This is a genomic window from Bacillus sp. ISL-77, assembly GCF_018613105.1.
Window position 1 is genome coordinate 90234 of sequence record NZ_JAGGQY010000011.1, and the last position, 26632, is coordinate 116865.

Below are 26632 nucleotides of genomic sequence, written 5' to 3' on the forward strand. Positions count from 1 at the left end.
AGAGGAATTGATAAGGAGTTTTCTAGATGAAAATAAATGAATATTACCGGGATACGGCTCATTTGAACTTAAATGGTAGTATTGCTGCTCTGATTCCAGCTGTTATGATAGTTGCTGGCAATCTTTCTATTATTAAAAACAAAGAAATAATGATATTAACTATACCTTTCCTGATTTATAGCTTGATTTGTTTTCAAATCTATCTTTTTAGAATAAGGCAGTCGATATCCATTGACAGAAATATGGCAAATTCAAAGCGCATTGGGGAGTCTTTATTTGAAACACGACATTTACTTGTCTTATTTCTGAACACAAACTCCCCACGCCTTCTACTCTATTTTCCTGACGGGCATCTAGCAGGGATGATTAAAAGGTTTCATAACCAGGGCTTAAAGAAGCTTAGGATTACGAAAATTTATGCTCTCTATAATTTAGATAACGATGCCATCGGATATTTTAAGGTTAATGGCAAAAAGATTGAGGTATTTGACCATAAAAGGCATTATTTAGGCTGCTTTGAAAAAAGGAAACTAGATTGGAGAACAAATAAGAAGGAATTACTAGATTCGAAAGGCAGGTTTATAGGTGCTGTAGAAGGGTCATATACTTTTATGGATGAGCAAGTAATAAACAAAAATGACCTTCCGGACGGACGGCTTCGCAGGGGATGGATGCCGGTTGAATGGAGTCCACTGTTTCCAGAACCTAATACACCAGTCCTTTCACTAAGGGAGACTTTATCAGAGGAGGACAAGCTTCTCCGAATGTCATTTATAGTTAACGAATATTTTATCGAAAGATAGAAGTATCGACAGTTTCCCTCATGAACATTGAGTGATATGATAAATAAAACATGTTTATCAATTTTGTGGGGGTTTTACGATGCAAATCAATTTAATTAAAGGCCATGGTTCGGGAAATGACTTTCTAATAATCGACGAAAAATCGAATGGATATGCTTTTACGGAAAGTGAACGAGCGGACCTCGCGAAGTTATTGTGTAACCGTCAATCCGATTTAGGTGCTGATGGGATTCTTTTCGTTATGCAAAGCGAAAATGCAGATGGTAGAATGCGTGTATTTAACTCTGACGGGTCGGAAGCTTCAATGTGTGGAAATGGACTTCGTCTTGTGGCTAGATATGTTTGCGAACATCAAGGGCGAAATAGCGCTGTGATTGAAACGATGAAAGCAAATCTGAAGGTAAGCAAACAAAACGACCTTTTACAAGATATCAACACCTACCAAGTGGAAATTTCACCGGTCCTGTTTGAATTAAAAGCTCTTCCATTAAATTTAAATAAACCAACTCTTTATAATGAAAGAATTGAAAAACTTTCAGGGGATTTAAAGTTCACAGCTCTTGCAGTACCGAATCCGCATTTAATCGCCATTGTTGAAGCGGAACAACTCAAAGGTGACCTCCAAAAACAACTTAGTGAAAAGGTGAATGGTCCCAATGATTTGTTTCCTGACGGCGTCAATGTAAGTTTTGTTAAACACTTGCAACCTGGTTCAATTTATGTTAGAACCTTTGAACGTGGTGTTGGTTTTACGAATGCCTGTGGTACTGCAATGTCTGCCTCCACGCTAGTCACTTGTTTACAAGAATTAAATGAGTTCGAAAAAGTTGTTAATGTTTATAATAATGGTGGAAGAGTCCAGTGTGTAGTCCACGAAAGCGAGGGGAAATACACAATTGACTTGATCGGAAATGCTACCTATCTTTATAATGCGACAGTCAATGTTGATCTCGAGCAAGGAGCGTTTACTGTCACTTCGAAAACGGAATTGATGGAACAGACTTCTTATGAGAAGTTACAATCAGAAGCAAAAAGGTATCTCGAAGACCGAATAAAAGGATAGGGCTCTCCTATCCTTTTTTGGTACCTTTTTTTAGGATCTCTAAGACAGGTGCAAACGCCTGGATTGATTTTGTTTGAAAGTAATTTGAAAAGGGATCACCTTGCTGGCGAACTCGCTTGATCGCATTTTCCATGTTAAACGATACTAGCTCGAGCTTTTCATTTACTTCCTCCCAATAAAGGGGGGTGGCAACACCTGCATGTTCGTTTCCTCGCATCGAATAGGGTGCAACAATCGTTTTTCCTTCGCTATGTTGCACATAGTCAACGTATAGCCTGTTCCCCCGCTTTTTTTTCATCCTCTCAATCGTGAAGGAGTCAGGATCCTTGGAAATTAAATACTCAGCGACAAAGCTTGTAAATAACCTGGTATCATCGTAAGAATATTCATTTTCGGGTAGCGGGATGTAAATTTGCAGCCCCTTGTTCCCAGAGGTTTTTATGAAACCTATTAAATTTAATTGATCGAGGACTTCTTTGATTAGAAGTGCTGCTTTTATCGCCAATTGAAAGTGGCCGATGGAAGGCGGGTCTAAATCAAAGACAATTTCACTGGGTCCCTTGCTATGAATGGTTTGAAATGGCACGTGGAACTCAATCGCTAATTGGTTACCAAGCCAAACGAGTGTTTTTAGATTATTGCAAAGAATATAGTCAATCCCCTCGGCTGAATGTGTCTGCACAAATTCAGGAGCATAATCTGGACAGTTTTTTTGATAAAATGCTTCTCCGAACATCCCGTGTGGAAAGCGGATGACTGTTAATAAGCGGTCTTTTAATAATGGCAGCATATACGGTGATATTTCTCGTAAGTACAGGATATAATCGGCTTTCCGTATGGAAAGTTTTTCCCAAAGAGGTTTATCAGGATGGGTAATATCTAAGTCTTCTGGCAGGTTCTTTTGTGCGAAAATAAAACGATCGTATGTACATAGGGATGGTTCTAAATCAAAGCGAAACCGATCAAAATGGGGCTCACGCAGCTGATTTTCATAGAGTTCTAAATATTTTACTTCTATACAAATGGCAGGTTCAACAATAATCATTTGTGCATCTTCACGGAGCATATTTTGTTTAATTGTCTGTTGCAAAGCTTGTTTTTCCTCCGGTTTAAAGCCGAAAAGTACCTGGCCGATAGGATGGATCTTATTTTCCTTATAGACACTTACGTAAAAATAACCATTTGTTTTATCATAAGCATTAATAAAACAGCTTACATATTTCCAATTTTTATATTTCAACCATTGTAAGGAACGTTTTCCTTCTTCCCACAGACTATTCTTGTGTTTAGCAATAATTCCTTCCCCATCATTTAAAACAACCTTTTCCCATAACAAATCAAAATCATCATGAGCCTGGACAAGCTGAAGTAATTGTTCATCATAGGGGTCAGCCTCCAATTCCAATCCGATTTTTTGAAACAGTTTGATGAGTTCCTTCTTCCGTTTATGGAAAACAAGGGAATGTAATGCTTTTCCGGTCATCACAAGCACATCAAATACCATCAAGCGGCATGGAGACTTGCTAGCTTGTTCGTTAATTTTTCGTTCCGATTTTAATCGGCCTCGGACTTGAATCATTGAGAAATTAGCTTTATGCGTGTTTTCTAATGAAACGAGCTCCCCATCTAATTGAAGAGGTATGTAGGGTTTGAATTGTTTTTCATGTTTTAACAAAAATTCCTTTATTTCTGGAAATTGGGAGAGAAGTGACTTTCCGTTTCTGCTGGTCAGTTTAATTCCTTGTGAATCCCATTCCAAAATAGCGCGAAATCCATCATATTTAACTTCATAGAACCAATCAGGATGAACTGGTAGATCAAATGTAAGACTTGGCAGCATCGGTTTCATCTTAAAAACTCCCTTCTTTTTTAGTTTATTTTGTTTAATTATCGTCGAATTCATCCTTTTCCATATGTTTTTAGGAATGTGATTGTTTTGGTGACGTACAATAATAACAAAAAGATTGGAGAATTAAACGATGCATACGATGTGGAAGGGCAGTATTAGCTTTGGACTTGTAAACATTCCAATCAAGCTCCATACGGCGACAGAAGATAAAGATATAAAGCTTCGAACCCTGCATAACAAATGTCATGCCCCGATTAAATATGAAAAGGTTTGTTCTGTTTGTGAAGAAGAAGTGAAGCCGGAGGATATCGTTAAGGCATATGAATATACAAAAGGGAAATTTGTTGTTCTTGATAATGAAGAACTCGAAAAGTTAAGAAAAGAAAACGAAGAGAAAGCGGTCGAAATTATTGATTTTGTAAAAATGGAACAAATTGATCCGATCTATTATGATAGAAGCTACTATATGTCTCCCAGTGAGGGGGGCGGAAAAGCCTATTCCTTGCTTCGAAAGGCCTTGATGGAGTCTCAAAAAGTTGGACTTGCCAAAATCATCATTCGATCAAAGGAGCAATTAGCCGTTATACGTGTATATGAAAATGTCTTAGTCATGGAAACAATTCATTATCCTGATGAAGTTCGTAAAGCCGGTGATGTACCTAGTGTACCTTCAGAAGACAAAGTGACGAAAAGAGAATTAGACACTGCTATCTTACTGATTGATCAATTAACAACAGATTTTGAGCCGGAAAAATACACTGATGAATACCGGACTGCATTGTTGGAATTGATTGAGTCTAAAAGAAGTGGACAAGAAACTGTATCAGCGGCAACGAAGGAAGTAGCGTCAAATGTCACTGACTTAATGGCAGCATTACAGGCATCAATTGATCGCACAAAACCCAAAAAAGCCGCAGCTCCTAGAAAGAAAGCAGCAACAAGAATCAAAAAGGAAGCATAATCTAAGAAATTTGCTAACGACCGATTCGAATTCTCTCGGGTCGGTTATTCATGTTCTTTCAACCATTTTCTTTGCATAATTTTAATAAATATAGAAAATTGGAAAAATGGAGGAGAGGCTATGGCTTATAATGTGCTCATGATTGCTGATCCTGGTATCGATGATTCGTTTGCGATCATGTATGCCTTACTTAATCCGAAAATAAACCTAGTTGGTATTGTCAGTGGTTATGGAAATACACCGAAAGAAAAATCGGTTAAGAATACAGCTTACCTGTTAACTTTAGGTGGGAGAGCAGATATTCCAATCATAGCGGGTGCAGCAGGACCAATATCAGGTGAATCAATAGTGTTTTACCCAGAGATACATGGCAAAGAGGGATTAGGACCAATCAAGCCTCCAGATACGATCCAGAATGTAAAAGTTTATGATATTAACAAAATTCTTGAAATTGTTACTCAATATAAAGGAAACCTTGTGATTGTTTCTGTCGGAAGATTGACTGAGTTAGCATTGATGTTTATCTTATATGGGAATGACGCATTAAAGGGAGTAAACTCATTTTATATTATGGGAGGGGCTTTTTTGGTCCCTGGAAATATTTCTGCTGAAGCTGAGGCGAATTTTTATGTGGATCCAATTGCGGCAGATACCGTTATGGAAAAAGCTCATAATATTCATCTTTTTCCTTTAAACATAACAAATAAAGCAATCATAACTCCTGATATTATTGACTTCCTTAGCAAAAACAGCCCGACACCCTTTAAACCATTATTAAAACCAGCCTTTGATTATTACTATAAAGCCTATCAGAAGAATGTGCCGGGAATTAAGGGTGCACCACTACATGATGTGGTCCCGTTAATGGCATTAACGGAACCGGATTTCGTAAAATATATCCCGAGAAGAGTAAGAGTAGAGGAATTTGGTAATGCCAAAGGCAAAAGTATTGCAGATTTCCGGCCAAAACCTGATAAAGAACCGGTTAATACTCTTGATTACATTGGCATGGAAGCGGATCTACAGAAATTTACTGTCAATTTCATGGAAATATTTTTACAAGATAATTTCAATAAAGAGCTATGAACTCAATTTGGGGTTCATTGCTCTTGGAATACAATTCACCGCAACGTAAAAAATCTGATTGCTGGTGAGTGATAGGAAACTATTATATTTTTAACTGATATATATTCACTGAATTTCCTAGTTTTTGAAATTTTGTTGACTGAATAGCCGAAATGAGTTAAAATAAAGGTACGCTTTTAAGTTAGTTAAATATTTATTGGTTTAAGTAGTCGTAACTGCACGAAAAAGTGGGTGATGTCTATTGCCCAAACGTGTTAGTGCGTCTTTTTTATTTTTTTAAATGTAGGATAAATTAAAAGTGAACTATATTTTGGGGGTTTTTCCATGAACAACGGTAAAGTTAAATGGTTTAATGCAGAAAAAGGATTTGGATTTATTGAAGCTGAAGGCGGTCAAGATGTATTCGTACACTTCTCAGCTATCCAATCAGAAGGCTTCAAAACTTTAGAAGAGGGCCAATCAGTTTCTTTTGAAATCGTTGAAGGCGCTCGCGGACCACAAGCTTCTAACGTTCAAACAGTTTAATTCTTTTAAAAAAAGGTGATGCACCATGATTAAGCATCACCTTTTATATATATGATTTATACACAATTAGAATAGTTTAAAAGTCAACAGGATACTGCTAAATGATGTATTTGATATTTTCCATATTATTTAGCTAGCAAACTAAGTATTTAAAAACAGTCATGCACTAATTACAAGGGGTGATCGTTTTGGCGTTTGGTAGAAAAAATGATGAGGAAATCAAATTAGAAGAAACTAAAATTTGGGTATGTAGTTCAGAGACTTGTAAATGCTGGATTCGCGACAATTTTAAAAGCACTGATGTGCCACTATGTCCGATCTGCAAAAGTGAAATGACTGAAAGTACTAAAGAATTGCAAGTAATTCACAATCATAGTAAGAATTTTATGTGATCAAATTGTCAGCAGGGAGGTTTCATTTCTCCCTGCCTTTTTATTATTCTTTTGCGTTATCTTTACAATAGGCAAGGACCAGTTCTTCTTCATCTTCTTCTAGATCAAAGTCAAGCACCTTTTCGCTCCCTTGTTCATAAAGATAAAAGTTGGTTATTTTGTCACCATTTTCGTCGCTGACGAAAATGGCCCTTAGGCCAATCCCTTTATCCGAATAAAGCTCATCCTCTTCATCTACATCAAGATCTAAGAAAAACTCATATCGGTCACCTGATAATAAACCGAATGGATCTTCCAATTTTTCAACTGAGTGTCCAGTAATGTTCAAGTGTATCATCCTCTTCAAATTATTCATCCTAATTATTATACACATATTTAAATCAACAAGAAAAACTAGAAGTAGCATTGTTATTAATATTTTTCTCGAATAGTGTTAATTTTACATAATAATTTCAAACCATTTTGAAATAAATGTGAATTATTCCATAAATGGGATTATTATATTGCAGGAATAAGGTAAGATATAACTGTAAAAAACAAATGTGCTATAGGAAAAGTGGGCGACAGGTTATAAATAAACATGTGAAATGTTTCACAATCAAGGAGGGAGAATAGATGACAACAACGACAGTGCGAATACATATTCAGTTACAGCCATTTTTCTTATCAAGGAAAAAATATTATCAGCTCCTCCATTTGCTATTTTTGGTGCCTTCTAATGGCGAGTTATTATTTGAAATACGAAACAATGGTAACTTACGGGAATTAGAAGAAATTCATGATGGTGGAAAAATACTTTGGAACTTTTTTGACCACATGACGGATGAGCAAATCAACAGGGAGTATGAAGAATATCAACGCCTTTTTATTGGACCAGGGCAGCTGGTAGCGCCACCGTGGGAGTCTTATTATCGGAGCAGAGAGCAATTGCTATTTGAGGAATGGAACTATCAAATCAGGGAGCAATACCATCTCTTTGGACTACAATATAAAAACGAGAATAATGAGCCTGATGATCACCTTTTACTCGAATTGGAATTTATGCTTTTTCTTGCCGATTTAAGTTTACAAGAAACTATGACTGATAGAATTGTTGAATTAATTTCACGTCAGATACACTTTCTTGAAAAACATTTAACCATATGGGTTCCCTATTTTTGTAAACGAATTATTGAACATACAAATAGCCAGTTATACCTGGGGGCAGCCATGCTTCTCGAAGACTTATTAACTTTTGATTTGACTACTTTACAAGAAGTAAAGGAGGCATTACCCGATGTCAGATAAGAATAATTTGAAGGATCTTTTATCCAATAAAATGCAGCGGCGAACTTTTTTGAAATGGTCCGGGGCAATTGGAATTCCTGTTCTTGCCGGAGGAATTGGAACAAAGATGCTCATTGATCGTAAAGAAGAGACAAAAACAGTGAGTGCCAAAGGTACTGAGAAAATTGTTTCAACATGCAGTATTAATAATTGTGGAGGTCGCTGTGTCATTAAAGCCCATGTCAAGGATGGAATGGTCGTTCGGGTAAGTACTGATACGCAAGAAAACGGCGATTTATCAACACCGCCACTTAGGGCATGTGTCAGGGGGAGAAATTACCGAAACATGTTATATGATCCCGACCTTTCATTATGTTGCAAAAAGTGTTTAGTTTAAAAGACTCATTTTTACAAATTAAAAGCGAAAAGTGTGTAAACTGTACAGATTGTTCCAATATTTGTTTAGAAAATGCAATTCAAATAATACCAGAAATAAAGAAAATAAGGGATACAGGCGAACCTCTTCATACAAAAAAATGCATAGATTGTGGGCAGTCCTTTTCTACCTTTCAGTTTGCAAGGGAAAAATGTCCTCTATGTATTAATAGGGACCCTGAATGGTTAAGTCCTTATCAATAAGGAACATGCAAAAACCGCCAGAAATTATTTCTGGCGGTTTTTATATTAATATAAACACGATAAAACATCGAGTTTTTTGAAAGAATATGTATGGAGGAGAAGATGAGATTCGAACCCCCGCCGTCAGCTTGGGAAGCTGACATTCTACCATTAAACCACACCAGCAATATTTCAAAATGATACATAAATATTATAGAGCAGAAAAGTTTTGTTTTTTAAGTTGATATATTATGTATTGTAGAAAAATTCAAATAACGTTCAAAATCATTCAATTTATGAATGATTTTGAAAGAAAATGATTGATTTTTGCAATCGTTTTCAGTATTATGTACTTAAGAAGAATAAAAAAATAGGTGGTGATGACTTGTTAACACCAGAACGTCATCGAATCATACTACAATTGTTAAAAGATAAGAATGTTATTAAAATTAATGAAATTATGGAGTTAACCGAGTCTTCGGAGTCAACAATTCGCAGAGACCTCTCTTTGCTAGAAGACCAAAAATTTCTTAAGAGGATCCATGGAGGTGCCTCAAGATTACAGGGGAAACTTCAAGAGCCAAGTATGATTGAGAAATCCTCCAAAAACCTTCAAGAAAAACGATTGGTTGCTCAATTTGCAGCGAATTTAGTGGAGGAAGGTGATTGTATTTATCTTGATGCTGGGTCCACTGTGATTGAAATGATTGAATTCCTGCCATTAAAGGAGATCGTTGTTGTCACGAATGGATTAATGCATTTAAAGCCATTATTAGATAAAGGCATTTCGACTTATTTAATTGGCGGTTTGGCGAAGCCGAATACAAATGCTTTCATCGGAAGGGGAGCATTAGCCGGTTTAGACCTCTACCGTTTTGATAAATGTTTCATAGGTGTTAATGGCATCCATCCACAATTTGGATTTACAACTCCAGACCAGGAGGAAGCAATGGTGAAGCAAAAAGCAATTTCTCTTTCAAGAGAGAACTATGTTTTAGCAGATAATACAAAGTTTTCTGAAATCTCGTTTGCCAAAATTGTTGATATCCATGAAGCAACTATTATCACTAATGATGTAGATGACGAAACACAGAAGCAATATGTAAATAGAACAACAATAAAGGTAGTGACATCATGATATACACATTAACTTTAAACCCTTCAGTGGACTATATAGTCAAATTAGAGAGCTTTGAGCTAGGAGAATTAAATCGAACTGTAAATGAGGCGAAGTTTCCTGGTGGAAAAGGGATAAATGTCTCAACGGTATTAAACCAATTTGGTACCAAAAGTAAGGCACTTGGATTTATTGGTGGATTTACTGGTGCTTATATTGAGCGATATCTTCATGATGAAAAAATTGATACAGACTTTGTTCAGGTTGATGAAGATACTCGAATCAATATAAAGCTTAAAACCGGTCAAGAGTCAGAAATTAATGCCAAGGGTCCAAATATTTCAGAACAAAACTTCAAACTTCTTAAACAAAAAATTCACCAATTAGGAGCAGATGATCTATTAGTCCTAGCTGGAAGTATCCCTTCTAGCTTACCTAAAACAACCTATGAGGAATTAGTGAAAATTTGCAGTGAAAGTGGAGCAGAATTTGTTGTTGATGCTGAAGGTGATTTATTAAAAAAGGTTCTTGCTTATCAGCCATTTTTAATCAAACCGAATCATCATGAACTTGGGGAATTATTTGATACCACCATTACAAGCCCTGCTGAAGTCATCCCATATGGCAAAAAGCTCGTGGAAATGGGGGCAAAAAATGTTATAGTTTCGCTTGCAGGTGCTGGAGCGATCCTGATTACTAACGGAAAAACACTTTTGGCGGAGGTTCCAAAAGGGGAAGTGAAAAATTCAGTTGGTGCTGGGGACTCAATGGTCGCAGGTTTCCTGGCTACCTATGTGCGGACCAGAAATATTGAAGAAGCTTTTCGTTACAGTGTAGCGTCAGGAAGTGCAACAGCCTTTTCACTAGGTTTATGTACCAAGGAAAAAGTAGAAGAACTCCTTCCACAAGTTCATATAAAAGAGATTCGTTAAGGGAGAGAAAACCATGAAAATTACTGAATTGTTATCAAAGAATACGATTCTATTAAATATTGAAGGCAATGAAAAAGAAGCCACGATTAATCAGCTGGTTGATGTACTTTTTAATGCGGGGAAAATATCCGACCGTGATGAATTTAAAGCAGCGATTCTAAAGCGTGAAGAGCAAAGTACAACTGGAATTGGGGATGGGATCGCAATCCCGCATGCTAAAACAAAAGTAGTGAAAGAAGCCGCTATTGTCTTTGGTAAATCAGCTGCAGGTGTTAATTATGAATCATTGGACGGTAAACCGGCACATCTATTTTTTATGATTGCTGCTCCAGATGGTGCGAATAATACACATTTAGAAGCATTAGCTCGACTCTCTGGTTTGTTAATGAAAGCGGAAGTTCGATACGATCTTCTAAAGGCAACCACTCCTGAAGAAATCATTGACACCATTAACCGAAATGATAAAGAGGAAAAACAAGAAACAGTTACAATAAGTAAAAAGAATTCAATTGTTGCTGTTACAGGATGTCCAACTGGTATTGCACATACCTATATGGCCGCCGACTCCTTAAAAGCAAAAGCATCTGAAATGGGTGTAGATATAAAGGTTGAAACCAATGGTTCTGGCGGCGCAAAAAATATTTTGACCAAGGAAGAAATTGAAAATGCAACAGCAGTCATTATTGCTGCAGATATCAATGTGGAAATGGAACGATTCAACGGCAAGCATGTCATCCAAGCAGCAGTAGCAGAAGGAATTCGTCGCCCAGAACAATTAATTGACAAAGCGCTAAAGCAGGATGCACCTATTTTTCGAGGAAATGGCGGACAAAGTGAAAAGGGATCTGATCAAAAAGGGTCACGTACAGGCTTTTATAAGCACCTAATGAATGGTGTTTCTAATATGCTTCCATTTGTTGTCGGCGGTGGAATTCTTATTGCGATTTGCTTTATGTTTGGTTATAACTCATTTAAGCCTGATGATCCATCCTATAACCAGATCTCAGAAGCATTAATGACGATTGGCGGCGGAAACGCATTTGGACTCATTGTTCCTGTTTTAGCAGGGTTTATTGCTCTAAGTATTGCAGATCGTCCAGGTTTTGCTCCAGGTATGGTTGGCGGTATGATGGCGGCAAGTGGCGGAGCAGGCTTCCTTGGCGGTTTAGTTGCTGGTTTTCTCGCAGGTTATGTTGTCCTTCTTCTGAAAAAAGTATTTGCCGGACTGCCTAGATCTTTAGAAGGTATTAAGAGTATCTTACTGTACCCTCTTTTTGGAATTGCCATCACAGGATTCATCATGCTTTATGTAGTGAATAAACCAGTTGCATGGTTAAATGGAACAATTGCTGATTGGTTGACAGGTCTTGGGACAGGTAATGCAGTTTTATTAGGTATTGTGCTAGGTCTTATGATGTCGTTTGATATGGGGGGGCCAGTTAACAAGGCTGCCTATGTATTTGGAACAGGTTTATTAGCGAGTGGTGTTTATGAGCCAATGGCAGCGATTATGGCTGCAGGTATGGTACCGCCGCTAGCAATTGCTCTTGCAACGACATTCTTCAAAAATAAATTTAATGACCAAGACAGAGATGCTGGTAAAGCATGTTATGTAATGGGATTATCCTTCATTACCGAAGGGGCGATCCCTTTTGCTGCAGCTGACCCATTGCGTGTCATTCCTTCCGTTATGGCTGGTTCAGCTATCGCAGGTGCACTGTCAATGTCGTTCGGAATTGGTCTCCGCGCACCACACGGTGGAATATTTGTAGTCCCATTGGTTGAAAATGGAGCCCTTCTTTACGCACTAGCTATTTTAGTTGGATCAGTTGTATCAGCACTATTAATCGGTTTCTTAAAAAAACCAGTGAAATAATTACAAAATGAAAGAGCTGAGGGATTCCTCAGCTCTTTTGTCCTTGTGCATTGGGTTTTATGGCCATTAATGCGACAAGTGCAGCAATGATACTTAGACTGCCTAAGAGGATAAAAATCCAATGGATCGCATGCTTTAATAACAATGCAATAATCGGAGGTCCAGCAGCAACTCCAATAAACCTCATTGAACTATAAATTGATGAAATGGTTCCTCTTTCTTCTTTTTCAACGCCTTCGGTAATTAAAGCGTCTAGACATGGAAGGCCTGCACCGATTCCAATTCCGCTAATAAGAAACATGGTAATCATGTACCAAAGCTTAATCGAAAACCATAGTGCACCAATGGATACGGCTGTTGCGACAATTCCAGCAAACGTGATCCATTTCATCAATATTTTATTTTTCTTAATCACCTTACCGCTTATAAACGAGGATAGACAAAGTGCTCCTAGTGGTAATGCAAGAAAAAATCCCTTTTTAATATCCTTAATGTTGTATTCTTTTTCAAAAATTTCCGAAAGATAAAATAAAATCCCAAAAAGGACTAGCATGAGTATTCCACCAATAAAAAAGATACCGTATAGCCAACGGCCCTTTTCAGTAAAGGTTTTTTTCACGTTGATGAAAAACTCTTTGAAAGGAATTGGTTTCTCGGTTGTTTTTGGACATTTGACCAGAAATATGATCATTACCACGGAAATGGCACAAAATACAGGGAATGAAAAAAACGGCAAAAACCATATGAATCCCGCTAGAAAAGCCCCTAAAATAGGACTTAATACTTTCCCAAACGTATTGGATGTTTCAATGAGACCCAAACAACAACTAACATCATCTTCGTTATTAAACATATCACCAACCAATGGCATGACAATAGGAGCCGCCCCTGCTGCTCCGACCCCTTGCAGTGCTCTGCCAGCTAAAATAATCCAATAGGCATCATCAAGTTTCCATGAGGCAAATCCTGAAATTAGACCGCCAATACCGGCAATGATGAGACTGGGGATAATGACCTTTTTTCGACCAATATGATCTGATAGGTATCCTGCGACAGGTATTAAAAAAATGGCGACAATCGAATAAACAGTAATTATCATACTTGTTTGAAAAGATGAAATTGATAATTTTTTTTCCATTGAAGGTAGAACTGGTATTAACATTGAATTTCCCAATGTCATGACTAAAGGAATGGAAGACAGTGAGATGATTGCCCACTTTTGATTAGATATCTCATTGGACCGCTTTTGTCCGGCTGCAGATTGTTTCTTTTTCACAGCTTTTGGATTTTGGCTTAAATGTTCAATATGTTCCATTAATCTTCAATCCCGCCTTCATGATTTGCTATTATTACTATTCGCTTAATCACAGCAAAAAACCCTAGTTAAGGCATCCTTTAAATGGAAAAGAATTAATTTGAAATTTTCTAAATCTTTCACTTGACTTTCACTTGGAATTTGCGTAGGATAAAGTCAAACAACACGAAAGTTAAATAATTAACTCGTTGAGCAAGAGGAGTACACTAATTTATTTCTTCCAAGAGAGTCGGGGTAGGTGGGAGCCCGATAAGAAAGAATTTGTGGAATGGACTTGTGAGAGGCATCTTGAAGTAAGAGTAGGGATGCACGGAACTCCACCGTTAAAAGGATAGGATATCGAACGGATTGTTCCGTATCTGAAGAGGAAGCAGGTTTTATCCACTGCTTCAAATGGAGGTGGCACCACGACCATAGAATCGTCCTCTATATGCGTAATTAATTGCGCATATAGAGGACGATTTTTTTTTATTTAAAATAAAAAGTATAAAAATTTGAACTTAGATTACTGTCTAGCTTCAGCGCCTAGCGGCTAGTGTACTTCGCCCTTTTCGCTACGATAAGTCAACATCGGATCGCTAACGCTCTCCGTGTTTCCTTTATCTCAGTCAAAGTGCTCCAGTCCATACGCCGCTTAACAGGCGCTTGCGCTTTTCTTATTTGAAAGGAGTCGAAATATGAAAATTAAAAGTGGTTATTTCATAAACGAGATCGAAGGAGACACGCTTACACCCATCTCCATATTACAAAAAATTAGCGGGAAAAAGAAGTTCCTATTGGAAAGTTCTCATAAGTACAATGACTCTGGGCGATATTCATTTATTGGTGCAGACCCAGCTTTCGAACTTATTTCAAGGGGAGATAATAATGAGATTATTCAGCGGAATGGAGACAAGAAAGTTTTAAAAGGCAACCCTCTCGAAGTATTAAAAAAACTTATACCACCCATGGGTTTTGAAGAGTTTCCCTTTCCGTTTATTGGAGGCGCGGTCGGGTACGTGGGGTATGACATTATCAGACAATATGAAGTAATTGGAGATGAATATTCAAACGGAATGGAAATGCCGGATGTACACTTAATGTTTTATGAAGAAGTTATTATCTTTGATCATCTTGAAGACAAGGTCTTGATTTGTGGTTGCCCTTTAGTCAAGGAGAGCGATACCGCTTTAATTGAAAAAAGAATCAATCAAAGGATAGAGGAGCTAAAACAGCCTACCTTCTACCCAGCAGAGGAGCCATTTTATTTCTCAGGGTTTGAATCCGAAACAAACAAAGAAGCCTTTATCAAAAATGTAGAAATGGCGAAGGAGCATATTTTAGCAGGTGATATATTTCAAGTAGTCCTTTCGAGACGAATGAAATCAACATTTAACGGAGAACCATTATCGCTTTATCGTAAACATCGTGCGAATAATCCTACTCCTTATATGTTTTATATTGATTTTGATGCTTATACCGTTATTGGATCATCCCCTGAAAGTTTAATTAAAACAAGAGCCAACACAGTTATTTCAAACCCAATTGCAGGGACCAAAAGACGGGGAAAAACAAACGATGAAGATTTGTTGATTGAAAAAGAATTAAAAAATGATGAAAAAGAACTTGCTGAGCATAAGATGCTTGTTGACCTTGGCAGAAATGATCTCGGCAAGATCTGCAATTTTGGTTCCGTTCAAGTAGATAAGTATATGGCGGTAGAAAAATACCGGCATGTGATGCATCTTGTCTCTGAAGTAAGCGGGCATTTAAATGCTGATAAAACAGCAATAGATGCCCTCGCGGCCTGTCTGCCCGCTGGGACTGTTTCAGGAGCCCCGAAGGTTCGGGCTATGGAGATTATTAACTCCTTGGAAAAATCAAAACGAGGGTTATATTCAGGGGCTGTTGGTTATTTATCAGCAGACGGAAATATGGATTTTGCCCTTGCCATCCGAACTATGATTTTAAAAGAGGGTTCAGCATATATTCAGGCAGGGGCTGGTATCGTTTATGACTCAAATCCAGAGTCCGAATATCAAGAGACAATAAATAAACTTAATTCTTTCTTGGAGGGTGAGAAATGATTTTACTGATTGATAATTTTGACTCGTTCACATTCAACCTTTATCAGTATCTAGGGGAATTAGGTGAACAAATTACGGTTTTACGAAATAACCAATTAAGCATGGACCAAATCAGAGATTTAAATCCTAAAGCCATTATTCTTTCCCCAGGACCAGGGAAGCCAGAGGATGCAGGAATTTGTATCGAATTGATTCAAACATTTTATAATAAAATCCCTATTTTAGGAATCTGTCTCGGCCATCAAGCCATTGGTGCAGCTTTCGGTGGGGAGATTCAAAGAGCAGCCCTTATCAAACATGGTAAAACATCATTGATTTCACATCGGAGCGATGGATTATTTAACGGTCTTCCCAACCCATTAGAAGTGATGCGCTATCATTCATTAATTATTGAGAAGAGTAGTATTCCGGAGGAACTTGAGTGTATTGCACATTCTGATGATGACCAGGAAATCATGGCCATAAAACATCGTCAATATCCCGTTTTCGGTCTTCAGTTTCATCCGGAGTCGATTGGTACTCCATCAGGTAAACAAATCCTAAAAAACTTTTTATATGAGATAGAGAGGATGAATAAAAGTGAAGAATTATTTACTCCAATTAGCTAAACGTGAATCATTTTCTGAAAACCAGATGAAAGAAGCCGTGCATTTCATTTTGGGTGAGGAGGTTTCCGAATCTGAAATTGCTGCCTTTTTAATGGGATTGAAATCTAAAGGAGAAACAGTTGAAGAAATTACGGGGATTGTAAAAGCAATGAAGGCAAATACGCTGAAATTTAATGAGAAAATTTCAGGCGTTCTTGATAATTGTGGAACAGGAGGGGACGGATCCTCCAGTTTTAATGTGAGTACTACGTCTGCTTTTGTTATTGCTGGTGCTGGAATTCCTGTTGCCAAGCATGGCAATCGAAGTGTTTCGAGCAAAACGGGTAGTGCGGACGTGCTGGAATACTTAGGAATCCATTTAAATCTTTCCGCAGAAAGAACAGAAGAAATTCTTCAGGAAATAGGATTATCCTTCTTATTCGCCCCAAACGTTCATCCAAAGTTAAAGAAAGTCATGACAGTTCGAAAACAATTGAAGATACCAACCATTTTTAACTTTATCGGACCACTTACCAATCCGATTGAGTTGGACTATCAATTGTTGGGTGTGTATCGGAGAGATTTATTGAATGTGTTTGCTGAAGTTCTTTTGAAGTTAGGACGCAAGCGGGCTATTGTTATTAATGGCGCAGGTTTCATGGATGAAGCTTCACTTCAGGGGGAAAATTATTTAACTATTTTAGAGGATGGGAAAATTGCTAATCAATCATTTCTCCCAGAAGAAGTCAATCTCCCACAATATGATAACAGCTGTATTAAGGGTGGAGACTCTAAGGAAAATGCTGAAATATTAATCAATGTGTTAAAAGGGGAAAAGGGTGCTTACCGTGATACGGTTTTACTTAATTCCGGACTAGGAATTTATACAGCAGGTAAGGCAAACTCCATTCAGGATGGGATCAATGTTGCGAAAGAAATCATTGACTCTGGTGCTGCTTATGAAAAATTAACTACTTTGATTGAAAAATCTCAAGCAGCGGGTCAGAAAGAGGCGATATAAGTGGCAACAATCTTAGATAAAATCATTGACCAAAAGAAAAAAGAAGTTCTCTTCCTTCGAGAGGGAAACCAACTATTCGAAGGTACAAATCAGCCGAAAAGATCTTTAATTCAAAAACTGAAAACAGCAGAACAAATATCGATTATATCTGAATTTAAGCGAGCATCTCCTTCAAAAGGAATCATTAATAACATGATTGAGCCTTCCTATCAGGCGGGGTTATATGAAGAATATGGAGCTTCTGCTATTTCTGTACTAACAGACCAAACCTTTTTTAAGGGCTCTTTCTCCGATTTAAGAGCTGTTCGGAGCAAGGTAAATCTGCCGATTCTCTGTAAAGACTTTATCATTGATGAATTGCAAATAAATCTTGCTTCTTCCAATGGGGCGGATATCATTTTACTGATTGTAGCTGCATTAGACGATCAGAGATTGGTTGAACTCCTTCAATATGCTAAGAACTTAGGCTTGGAGGTACTGGTGGAGGTTCATAATCAGAAGGAATTGGAGAGTGCACTTAAGACAGGTGCAAAGCTGATTGGAGTAAATAATCGCGACTTAAAAACCTTTCATGTTTCACTTGAGGTGACAGAGACATTAGCTTCCATTGTAAAAAGCACTGGTGCGTATCTCATTAGTGAAAGCGGGATCCATCACCAAGAGGATGTTGCACGTGTTAGAAATGCAGGAGCGAATGGGATTTTAGTGGGAGAAGCATTAATGAAAAGTGCAAATGTGAAACAATCCTTTATAGACTTTCGCTTGCCGCTTAATGAAGGTGTAAATAGATGAAAGTAAAAATTTGTGGAATTACTGATGTTGAAACAGGGGTTGCGGCGGCTCAATATGGTGCTGATGCTATTGGGTTTGTTTTTGCAGAAAGTAAGCGCAGGATCTCGATTGAGAAAGCACGTGAGATAATTGCTAAGATACCTAAAGAGGTGTTTAAGATCGGTGTTTTTGTTAATGAAACAAAAGCAGATATCGAAAGAATCGCTGCCGCTGTGGGCCTGACACATATCCAGTTACACGGAGATGAAACAGCATCATTCAGTGAATCGCTTTCCTTGCCTGTCATTAAGTCAATCAGTTTTCAAGGAAATGAAAGCTTAGAAGCATTGGCTGATTTTCCAAGTGACTTTATTTTACTCGACAGTCCCAAAGGAAAATACAGAGGCGGAAATGGAACGGTGTTTAATTGGAATGAGGTCAATCCTCACTTGATTAATAGCCAAAAAGTCATCCTAGCTGGCGGGTTGCATGCAGACAATGTTGAAGAAGCGATAAAAATTATTAGGCCATATATGGTGGATGTTAGCTCAGGGGTAGAAACCGATGGGAAAAAGGATTTAAGTAAGATTCAAACATTTATTGAAATAGCCAAAAGCACACCTGTAGGGAGGTAAAGGGAATGAACACATATACATTGCCAAATGAGAAAGGCCACTTCGGCATTTTCGGGGGAAGATTTGTCCCGGAAACATTAATGAAAGCAGTAATTGAACTTGGTGAAGCCTATGAAAGCGCCAAAAAGGATCCTTCCTTTCAAGCGGAAATTCGAAAATTGTTAAAAGACTATGTGGGGAGAGAAACCCCATTGTATTATGCAGATAACCTGACGAAACACGCGGGCGGGGCTAAGATTTTTCTGAAAAGAGAAGATTTAAACCATACTGGCGCCCATAAAATTAACAATGCGATTGGGCAGGCACTACTAGCGGTACGTATGGGAAAGAAAAAAATTGTAGCTGAAACCGGTGCAGGTCAGCATGGTGTAGCAACGGCAACCGTTTGTGCCTTATTAAATCTTGATTGTATCGTGTTTATGGGTGAGGAGGACATCAAAAGGCAGGCATTAAATGTTTTTCGAATGGAATTGCTGGGTGCAAAGGTCGTCAGTGTTACATCTGGTAGTGCAACATTAAAAGATGCCGTAAACGAAGCCTTAAGATACTGGGTTGAAAATGTAGATGATACCCACTATCTATTAGGATCTGTAATGGGACCACATCCATTTCCGCAAATGGTCAGAGATTTTCAAAGTGTTATTGGCAAAGAAACAAAACAACAATTCCAATTAAGCGAAGGGGCGCTTCCGGATGCAGTGGTTGCCTGTATTGGCGGCGGGAGCAATGCGATGGGGATGTTCCATCCATTTATCGAGGATGAGATGGTTAGTCTTTATGGCGTGGAAGCTGCTGGACAGGGTGTAGATACAGAGTATCATGCGGCTTCCTTAACAAAGGGAAGTCCAGGTGTACTACATGGCGCACTAATGTATCTATTACAAGATCAAGATGGTCAAGTTCAAGAAGCCCATTCCATTTCGGCAGGTCTTGATTATCCAGGCGTAGGACCGGAACACAGCTATTTGCATGACATTGGTCGAGCATCATATCAATCGATTACCGATAAAGAAGCGCTAGACGCATTTCAGCTCTTATCGAAGCTTGAAGGGATCATCCCCGCATTAGAGAGTGCCCATGCAATTGCCTTTGCAGTAAAACTAGCTGCAAAAATGGATGAAACAAAAAAGATTGTTGTTTGCCTATCAGGACGCGGAGATAAAGATGTGGATACCGTGAAAACACGGCTGAGAGAGGAGAGATAAGAAATGAACCGTTTTGAAAAAACTTTTACGGCTTTAAAAGAAAATAATACAAAAGCTTTTGTTCCCTACATAATGGCCGGGGATGGTGGGCTGGAATGTTTGGTTGAACGTCTAACACTGTTGGAGAAATTTGGTGCAACTGCGATTGAAGTTGGGGTTCCGTTTTCAGACCCTGTGGCAGATGGACCAACCATTCAACGAGCTGGAATTAGGGCGCTTGAAAATGGAACAACCTTAAAGGGGATTATTGCAGAACTAGGAAAAGCGCGAAAGGATGTGTCAGTTCCAATCCTCCTCATGACCTACTTAAATCCCATTTATTCCTATGGAATAGAGGAATTTGTCCGAGATATTCGTATGGCTGGTGTGGATGGGTGTATTATTCCCGATTTGCCAATAGAAGAAGAGGAAATCATTACGCCACATCTTGAGGAAGCAGAAATTGAGTTGATTCGACTCGTAACGCTGACAACACCAATGGAGCGGATCAAAACGATTTCAAGCAAGGGCAAGGGATTTTTATACACGGTTACAATTAAGGGGATTACAGGGGCAAGAAATGAATATGATTCGGAATTGAATCAATTTTTAAAATCTGTAAAAGATGTAAGTCCGATTCCCGTCTTGGCTGGCTTCGGCATATCAAATAAAGAACAAATAACGGACCTAACAAAATACTGTGATGGAGTTATTGTCGGCAGTAAAATTGTCGATTTATTTAACAGTCAAAATTTGTCCGAGATGGAAAAGTTGATGTCAGTCTTCAAACCAAAATCAAAGATCGTATAGGTAAAAAGTCTACTCTCGATTGTGAGAGTAGACTTTTTAATAGTTTGTGTCATTTGTTACTGCGTGAATCCTCTATAATCAATATAATTTAGTTTACGGAATTGTTTTTTGAAACAACTGTGTTTAAGCGGTTAAACTAAACAGCATTAATTAAGGATGAGGGATTATGAGGGTTTATGAAACGATACTTTCTATTTTAGAAGAAAAAGGACCATTACCGATTCCGGCAATTTGCAATGAGGTAAATCAGGTTCTTGTTACAAATCGCGAAAAACCAATCCTACCTGCACATATTAGGTCTATTGTTAAAAGGAAAAGGGATTTATTTCGAGTTAACGGCGGAAGAATTTCTATCCATCCAGAAAAATATCCAGTTTCATTAATAGCATCTCTCGAAGGCTTTGGAGGGATATCTTATCAAGTCCGAGTTCATTTCGTTAAAAATCGGTTTGCTGCTTTGATATGGAGAAATAAAGAGAATTATCAGCCCTTTTCAGATTTTCAAGCTGATGTTCCTGGGGACCTCGAGGAATTTAAAAGAGAATTGTATAGTTTAAATATCTGGGAATGGAAGCCAACCTATCGAAGTGAAGACGGAATAATTATTGAAGGAAAATACTGGTCTATTAAGCTTATAACAAAAGGTAAAGTCTATGAGAGTGAAGGAACCGAGAGCTTTCCGGGAAATTGGAATAAGTTTTGTCATGCCGTAGAAAATTTAACAGGTACACCATTTCACTAGTAGAAAAAATATTGACAACAAGCAGTAATTCCCAGCTTCTTGATAGCTAGTGATATTTCCTGTATAATGGTGTTTATACTTTATTAAGAAAATAAATTCCCATGATGTTTACTTATCTGAAACTTCCCGTTGTGGAAGTTTTGTTTGGTTTTCATTAGATATGTTATTTTTCAGATAATATTACTTTTACAAGGAGCGTAGATGATATGAAGGAAATGACGGTTGAAGAACTTTTTACGACAAAGAACCCAGTTATCATTGATATACGCTCACCGATCGAGTTTAAAGATGGCGCAATTCCGGGAGCAATTAATGTTCCCTTATTTACAAATGAGGAACGACAAATAATCGGAACCATTTACAAACAAGAAGGGGCGGCGATTGCGAAATGGAAGGCAATGGAAATTGTCGCGCCTAAAATTCCTGAACTCCTTCAAACAATAAAAAAATGCGTTTCAGACGATACGGAACTTATTATCCATTGCTGGCGTGGTGGAATGCGAAGTAAGGCAGTGGTTACATTTTTAGAGTTTGCCGGAATTTATTCTTGGCGACTCGTAGGCGGTTATAAAGCATACCGCCACTATATTCTTGAACAATTGCCTACAATGCTTCCTAACAAAGCAGTCGTCCTCCACGGACTGACCGGTGTTGGTAAAACAGAGGTATTAAAGATATTGAAAAAGAAGGGATATCCAATCTTAGACCTTGAAGAGATGGCGGGACATCGCGGTTCGATATTTGGAACGATTGGTCTTGGTGACGGTCATAACCAAAAAACATTTGACTCCCTTCTATTTAAAGGTCTTCAAGAAATAAAAGATGCTGATTATTTTCTGGTTGAAGCGGAAAGCAAAAGAATTGGAAAAGCTGTTCAAACTGAAGAATTAATGGATAAAAGAATGCAAGGTATTAACATCAATCTCAATACCCCCATTAATCAACGGGTAAAGCATCTTGTCGCCGAGTATGTGCAGCCATACAAGGAAGAACCCTGGTATTTCGAAAAGATTTCTGATGGTATTGAAAAGGTGTTAAGACGTGTTAAAGATCCAGACATTAAAAAATCACTCATCCAAACGTTAACAGATCGTAATTATCCTGATATGATTCGAATTTTACTTGAACATTATTATGATCCACGCTATGACCATGCAAAACAAGAGTATGAAGGGGAATTCTTTGAAATATCTGCAGAACACCCTGTTGATGCAGCAGACAAAATTGCTTCAAAACTTAAGGGGTTTGGCTTTCGGCCTATTAGAGAGTTAAATAACCAACTTTAATTTAGATTATTTCCAATCGAGATCTTGAATAAATACATGCTGTAAGTTAAATGAAGATAATTTTATTATTGAAAAACCGCTGAATCCTTTCAGCGGTTTTTTCATGGGGTTTATGCTAACGATTTTTAAATGGTTTTAAACCACGCCGTTTGATTTCATCCTTTAAGATCTTAATCCATTCTTTTTCTTTGTCAGACTTTAATGCATCCCGATACGAAACAACCAATTGCTCATTACTCATAATTTTCATTTTTTATGAATGCCTCCTTGGTAAATGGATTGAATATTCAGTTTTTATAATTGTAATGGTTTTCAGTCTTTTTGAGAACCCAAAATTAATAAAATTTGAAAAAAGTTCAAATTTCTTAAATTAATATCAGATTATATTAGAATTGGTGAAAATAAAAAACTAATACTTTTGGAATTGACGCATGATATGGTTGCACAGAACCGGCCCGATTGATTATACTAGAAATTGGACATTGATCGAAAGGAACGGTGGCAACAATGATTCATCTATCATGGCGTGATCGTGAAACAGTAAAAAAAATAAAATGCGTTCACACGGATGCAAAAAAATACCTTGTCAATAACGCCTTAACGGCTGGGAAAGTCTATGATGTGAAAAATGAGACTGAAGAATTTTATTACATTATTGACAATACTGGAAAAGTAGGCGGCTTCTACAAGGAATATTTCCAAGATGTATAGATAAACAGGACTGTGGAGCATAGCCCGCAGTCTTTTCATATGGAAAAAGTGGTAAAGATACGGCAAATAAAGGGGAGATATTAAATAATGGATAAATTGTGGAACAACCTTTTTTCGTTACAAGGGGAAAATGTAAATTTGATTCCAATCAGTATGGACCATTTAGAGGGCTTATGGGAAGCGGCCAAACCAGATGAAATTTGGACGTATATGGCGACCAAGGTTCGATCGAAAAATGAAATGGAACAAATGATTAAAGCAGCATTGAAAGCTAGAGAAAATGGATCAGAATACACTTTCACCGTTGTAAATAACGAAAATCAAGTGATTGGCAGCACCCGATTCTTAGACATATCCCCTCGACATAAAAGTGCTGAAATTGGTTCGACATGGTATCACCCAGATGTATGGCGGACAAAGGTAAATACAGAATGTAAATTCCTGTTATTAAGGTATGCCTTTGAAAATTGGAACCTCACGCGTATTCAATTAAAAACAGACTCTCGAAATGAAAGGTCCCAGCAAGCTATTGCTAGAATTGGAGCAGTAAAGGAAGGAATATTACGAAAAGATCGGATTATTTCCGATGGATACACTAGGGACACGGTCTTTTTTAGTATCCTTTGTCATGAATGGGACAATGTAAGAACTGAGCTTAAATTGAAACTGCAGTGAAGAGTAAGATGCCTGGTCAATTTGCCAGGCATTTTACTTCCCGTCCCACTTTATATTACTTCGCATTAGGAAACACTCTGCGGATGGTATCGGAAAACTCATCGATAAAACCTGAAACCGGTCTTCCATTTCGAATATCTCTTGAATAAGCATTCATTCGATCATAAAAATCAGGGTTAACAGAAATATAAACATTGTCAATGTTCCGATCAACAGATTTAACTGCTCGAGCAATCTTTTCTTTAATAGCTGAAGTCAATTCATTACGAGATGAAACGTCCAATTTAGCCGCAACATAAGCATTATTATCGTTTATAATGACAGTTGCGTTGTCTACTTCAGTTAAGTTGATTACTTTATCAGCAGCTGTGTCCGCTACTCTTGTATTGGATTGATTGCTTCCAACATGTTTATTATTACGTCCATTGGTAATAGTGTTATAATTTCTGTTGCGATCTAATTCCGGATCACTAGTATCTGCACTTGAAATAGCTGGTCCGACCTGATTAGGGTTATTAAAATTCACTCTAGTTATTTCATTTGTATTTCGTTGACGGGTTGCTATATCATCATCGATATTATTCTTTGCACAACCTGTTAAATAAAGACTCGAAACGAGGGTGGCAATGACGAGAAAGCTGATTCTCATGTTGTATTAACACTCCTTTGTCAAAGTACTACAATTAGGTTGCCATTTTTGTAAAAAACTATCCTAACCGTTCAAAGTTGATAATAATAAAAAGGAAAATGTTTAGGGGTGTGTGCTATGATTTATTTCTTAGTTGGATTGGGCGGTGTCGTTGGAAGTTTGCTCCGCTATTTATTATCAGTTTTTGCTGTAGTGATATGGGGGAAAGAATTTCCAATAGGAACCCTTTTAATAAATTTAACAGGTTCCTTTCTATTGGGTTTTATGACAAATCATTTTGTTAGTTCCAATAAGCTTCATCCCTATTTGTTTACCGCACTTACCACTGGTGTCATTGGTTCGTATACTACCTTTTCAACTTTTTGCTTTGAAACGGTTCATTTACTCGAAACAGGAAAATACATATTTGGCTTACTTTATTTAAATGTTAGTTTATTTGGAGGTCTATTTTTGGTTAAGACAGGAATGTTACTAAGTGAACAAGCAAAAAAATCGAGGAAAGTTATATGATTGAGATTATATTTGTTTCAATTGGTGGTTTTTTTGGAGCGATTAGCCGCTTTGCGATTAGCAGAAACCAAAATAAAACAGGCTTTCCCTCAGCTACCCTAACAGTCAATTTAATTGGTGCTTTTTTATTGGGGTTACTCCTCGGGCTGGATGTAAAAGGTTCATTATATTCCTTAATAGGTATTGGATTTATGGGGTCATTTACGACTTTTTCGACATTAATGCTTGAATCGGTAAAACTTAAAAAGGAAAAAAAGAAAAAGCTTTATTACAGCTATTTGTTAAGCAGTTTCACGATAGGAATCATTCTTGCTTTTTGTGGGCTATTGGTAGGAAGCTGGATCTAAAAAAAGAAGCATCAAAGGATGCTTCTTTTTTACAATCTGATTATTTTTGTTTGACCTGGACTTTGGGTGTTTTATTTATCTGATAAAGACTTTTGCTAATCATAGTTTGTACAATTAGGAATGTACCGCCAACTACCCAATAAAGAGGCAGGGCTGCTGGTGCATTAAAAGAAAACATGACAATCATTAATGGAGACAGTAATCCCATGTATTTCATTTGATCTTGCTGTGCTGTCGGCATATTGGACTGGGAAACTTTAAACTGGAAGTAGTAAATAACCCCGGCAATGATCGTGATAATAATGTCTGGATTTCCGAGACTAAACCATAAAAACTCATGGGTTTTAATTTCTTCAGAACCGCGAATCGCATAATAGAAGCCAGTTAGAATAGGCATTTGAATGAGCAATGGCAAACAGCCCATATTTAATGGATTTACCCCATGCTTTTTATAAAGGCCCATCATTTCCGCTTGTAGTTCTTGCTTTTTCTTAGGATCCTTTTCAGTTTTCATCTTTGCTTGAATAACGTCCATTTCGGGTTTTAATACATCCATCTTTTCCTTCATACCCATTTGATTTTTATACTGTCTGAGCATTAACGGCATTAACGCTAGTCTGATAACTATTGTAACAATAATTATGGCCAAACCATAGTTTCCGTTAAAGAATTCAGCAACGGAATGGATAGATACAGAAAAAGGATTGACAACATAATGTTGAAAAAATCCAGTATTGTTAGTTCCTTTTTGTGTTTGAGATGAACAAGCCGATAGCAATAATGTTATTAAGCCAAGCAGTGAGAATAATAGTAGTGAAGATCGTTTTGTTTTCAT

Annotated in this window: 30 protein-coding genes and 1 other annotated feature; of the genes, 24 read left to right on the forward strand and 6 right to left on the reverse strand. The window is 37.6% G+C overall.

Annotated features, from left to right (window positions below; all coding sequences use genetic code 11):
* Positions 1-26: 26 nt before the first annotated feature.
* Together J7E77_RS04105 and dapF are read left to right on the forward strand one after the other, a co-directional pair.
* Positions 27-803 carry a hypothetical protein gene (locus J7E77_RS04105; protein WP_214712556.1) on the forward strand — a complete coding sequence of 259 codons (777 nt, stop codon included), beginning with the start codon at positions 27-29 and terminating at the stop codon, positions 801-803.
* A gap of 79 nt (positions 804-882) precedes the next feature.
* A complete protein-coding gene (dapF, locus tag J7E77_RS04110; protein WP_214712560.1) occupies positions 883-1866 on the forward strand; it encodes a diaminopimelate epimerase in 984 nt (327 codons plus the stop codon).
* A 7-nt stretch (positions 1867-1873) separates the two neighbouring features.
* Here dapF and J7E77_RS04115 read toward each other — a convergent pair whose 3' ends face one another.
* Positions 1874-3715, reverse strand: a complete 1842-nt coding sequence (locus J7E77_RS04115; RefSeq protein ID WP_214712561.1) for a DNA ligase D — start codon at positions 3713-3715, stop codon at positions 1874-1876.
* Positions 3716-3845: 130 nt separating this feature from the next.
* Here J7E77_RS04115 and ku point away from each other — a divergent pair, with 130 nt between their 5' ends.
* From ku to J7E77_RS04135, 4 genes are all read left to right on the forward strand, one after another.
* On the forward strand, positions 3846-4676 hold the full coding sequence (gene ku / locus J7E77_RS04120) for a non-homologous end joining protein Ku (RefSeq protein ID WP_214712562.1): 831 nt from the start codon (positions 3846-3848) through the stop codon (positions 4674-4676).
* Positions 4677-4796: 120 nt separating this feature from the next.
* Entirely contained in the window at positions 4797-5762 is a 966-nt protein-coding gene (locus J7E77_RS04125) for a nucleoside hydrolase (RefSeq protein WP_214712563.1), read from the forward strand.
* Between the two features lie 324 nt (positions 5763-6086).
* On the forward strand, positions 6087-6287 hold the full coding sequence (cspD, locus tag J7E77_RS04130) for a cold-shock protein (RefSeq protein WP_214712564.1): 201 nt from the start codon (positions 6087-6089) through the stop codon (positions 6285-6287).
* A gap of 188 nt (positions 6288-6475) precedes the next feature.
* Positions 6476-6679, forward strand: coding sequence for a cold-shock protein (locus J7E77_RS04135; protein WP_179195903.1), 204 nt, complete (start codon positions 6476-6478; stop codon positions 6677-6679).
* 43 nt (positions 6680-6722) lie between these two features.
* Here J7E77_RS04135 and J7E77_RS04140 read toward each other — a convergent pair whose 3' ends face one another.
* Entirely contained in the window at positions 6723-7016 is a 294-nt protein-coding gene (locus J7E77_RS04140) for a DUF6509 family protein (protein WP_088090517.1), read from the reverse strand.
* 278 nt (positions 7017-7294) lie between these two features.
* On the opposite strand from J7E77_RS04140, the gene J7E77_RS04145 reads away from it, so the two are divergent.
* The 5 genes from J7E77_RS04145 to J7E77_RS04165 all read left to right on the forward strand — a co-directional run bounded on the left by J7E77_RS04145 (position 7295) and on the right by J7E77_RS04165 (position 12488).
* Positions 7295-7966, forward strand: coding sequence for a TorD/DmsD family molecular chaperone (locus J7E77_RS04145; RefSeq protein WP_214712565.1), 672 nt, complete (start codon positions 7295-7297; stop codon positions 7964-7966).
* Entirely contained in the window at positions 7956-8342 is a 387-nt protein-coding gene (locus J7E77_RS04150; RefSeq protein WP_251027989.1) for a hypothetical protein, read from the forward strand. The genes J7E77_RS04145 and J7E77_RS04150 overlap by 11 nt, the downstream gene beginning before the upstream one ends.
* A 606-nt stretch (positions 8343-8948) precedes the next feature.
* Positions 8949-9701 carry a DeoR/GlpR family DNA-binding transcription regulator gene (locus tag J7E77_RS04155; RefSeq protein ID WP_251026904.1) on the forward strand — a complete coding sequence of 251 codons (753 nt, stop codon included), beginning with the start codon at positions 8949-8951 and terminating at the stop codon, positions 9699-9701.
* Positions 9698-10612: a 1-phosphofructokinase gene (pfkB, locus tag J7E77_RS04160; protein WP_214712570.1), complete on the forward strand. Its 915-nt coding sequence runs from the start codon at positions 9698-9700 to the stop codon at positions 10610-10612. The genes J7E77_RS04155 and pfkB overlap by 4 nt, the downstream gene beginning before the upstream one ends.
* A 13-nt stretch (positions 10613-10625) precedes the next feature.
* On the forward strand, positions 10626-12488 hold the full coding sequence (locus J7E77_RS04165; RefSeq protein WP_214712571.1) for a PTS fructose transporter subunit IIABC: 1863 nt from the start codon (positions 10626-10628) through the stop codon (positions 12486-12488).
* 28 nt (positions 12489-12516) lie between these two features.
* On the opposite strand, the gene bcbE is transcribed toward J7E77_RS04165, so the two are convergent.
* Positions 12517-13803, reverse strand: coding sequence for a bacillibactin exporter BcbE (gene bcbE / locus J7E77_RS04170; protein ID WP_214712573.1), 1287 nt, complete (start codon positions 13801-13803; stop codon positions 12517-12519).
* A 179-nt stretch (positions 13804-13982) separates the two neighbouring features.
* Positions 13983-14233, forward strand: a binding site (T-box leader).
* A 247-nt stretch (positions 14234-14480) separates the two neighbouring features.
* On the opposite strand from bcbE, the gene trpE reads away from it, so the two are divergent.
* The 9 genes from trpE to mnmH all read left to right on the forward strand — a co-directional run bounded on the left by trpE (position 14481) and on the right by mnmH (position 22905).
* Complete coding sequence (trpE, locus tag J7E77_RS04175) at positions 14481-15869, forward strand: anthranilate synthase component I (RefSeq protein ID WP_214712574.1); 1389 nt, start codon at positions 14481-14483, stop codon at positions 15867-15869.
* The gene (locus tag J7E77_RS04180; protein ID WP_214712575.1) at positions 15866-16477 is read left to right on the forward strand and encodes an anthranilate synthase component II; all 612 of its coding nucleotides are present in this window, start codon (positions 15866-15868) and stop codon (positions 16475-16477) included. The genes trpE and J7E77_RS04180 overlap by 4 nt, the downstream gene beginning before the upstream one ends.
* A complete protein-coding gene (gene trpD / locus J7E77_RS04185) occupies positions 16449-17477 on the forward strand; it encodes an anthranilate phosphoribosyltransferase (RefSeq protein WP_214712577.1) in 1029 nt (342 codons plus the stop codon). The genes J7E77_RS04180 and trpD overlap by 29 nt, the downstream gene beginning before the upstream one ends.
* Positions 17478-18269 (forward strand): indole-3-glycerol phosphate synthase TrpC, encoded by a 792-nt coding sequence (trpC, locus tag J7E77_RS04190; protein WP_214712579.1) that lies wholly within the window; start codon positions 17478-17480, stop codon positions 18267-18269.
* A complete protein-coding gene (locus tag J7E77_RS04195) occupies positions 18266-18883 on the forward strand; it encodes a phosphoribosylanthranilate isomerase (protein ID WP_214712580.1) in 618 nt (205 codons plus the stop codon). Before trpC ends, J7E77_RS04195 begins: the two co-directional genes overlap by 4 nt.
* A gap of 5 nt (positions 18884-18888) precedes the next feature.
* Positions 18889-20088 carry a tryptophan synthase subunit beta gene (gene trpB, locus J7E77_RS04200; RefSeq protein WP_214712582.1) on the forward strand — a complete coding sequence of 400 codons (1200 nt, stop codon included), beginning with the start codon at positions 18889-18891 and terminating at the stop codon, positions 20086-20088.
* Positions 20089-20091: 3 nt separating this feature from the next.
* Entirely contained in the window at positions 20092-20877 is a 786-nt protein-coding gene (trpA, locus tag J7E77_RS04205) for a tryptophan synthase subunit alpha (RefSeq protein WP_214712583.1), read from the forward strand.
* A gap of 166 nt (positions 20878-21043) precedes the next feature.
* On the forward strand, positions 21044-21619 hold the full coding sequence (locus J7E77_RS04210; RefSeq protein WP_214712586.1) for a hypothetical protein: 576 nt from the start codon (positions 21044-21046) through the stop codon (positions 21617-21619).
* Positions 21620-21825: 206 nt separating this feature from the next.
* Positions 21826-22905 carry a tRNA 2-selenouridine(34) synthase MnmH gene (gene mnmH / locus J7E77_RS04215; protein ID WP_214712588.1) on the forward strand — a complete coding sequence of 360 codons (1080 nt, stop codon included), beginning with the start codon at positions 21826-21828 and terminating at the stop codon, positions 22903-22905.
* Positions 22906-23020: 115 nt separating this feature from the next.
* Here the strand turns inward: mnmH and sda are convergent, their stop codons facing one another.
* Positions 23021-23155, reverse strand: coding sequence for a sporulation histidine kinase inhibitor Sda (gene sda / locus J7E77_RS04220; protein ID WP_088088631.1), 135 nt, complete (start codon positions 23153-23155; stop codon positions 23021-23023).
* 257 nt (positions 23156-23412) lie between these two features.
* Between sda and J7E77_RS04225 the strand changes: the two genes are divergently transcribed.
* Entirely contained in the window at positions 23413-23616 is a 204-nt protein-coding gene (locus J7E77_RS04225; protein WP_168244777.1) for a DUF6501 family protein, read from the forward strand.
* A gap of 87 nt (positions 23617-23703) precedes the next feature.
* Positions 23704-24291, forward strand: a complete 588-nt coding sequence (locus tag J7E77_RS04230) for a GNAT family N-acetyltransferase (protein ID WP_214712595.1) — start codon at positions 23704-23706, stop codon at positions 24289-24291.
* Positions 24292-24346: 55 nt separating this feature from the next.
* Here J7E77_RS04230 and J7E77_RS04235 read toward each other — a convergent pair whose 3' ends face one another.
* Entirely contained in the window at positions 24347-24940 is a 594-nt protein-coding gene (locus tag J7E77_RS04235; RefSeq protein WP_214712597.1) for a YhcN/YlaJ family sporulation lipoprotein, read from the reverse strand.
* Between the two features lie 117 nt (positions 24941-25057).
* Between J7E77_RS04235 and crcB the strand changes: the two genes are divergently transcribed.
* Positions 25058-25450, forward strand: a complete 393-nt coding sequence (gene crcB, locus J7E77_RS04240) for a fluoride efflux transporter CrcB (RefSeq protein ID WP_214712598.1) — start codon at positions 25058-25060, stop codon at positions 25448-25450.
* On the forward strand, positions 25447-25797 hold the full coding sequence (locus J7E77_RS04245; RefSeq protein ID WP_214712599.1) for a CrcB family protein: 351 nt from the start codon (positions 25447-25449) through the stop codon (positions 25795-25797). The genes crcB and J7E77_RS04245 overlap by 4 nt, the downstream gene beginning before the upstream one ends.
* A 40-nt stretch (positions 25798-25837) precedes the next feature.
* On the opposite strand, the gene yidC is transcribed toward J7E77_RS04245, so the two are convergent.
* Positions 25838-26632: a membrane protein insertase YidC gene (yidC, locus tag J7E77_RS04250; RefSeq protein WP_214712600.1), complete on the reverse strand. Its 795-nt coding sequence runs from the start codon at positions 26630-26632 to the stop codon at positions 25838-25840.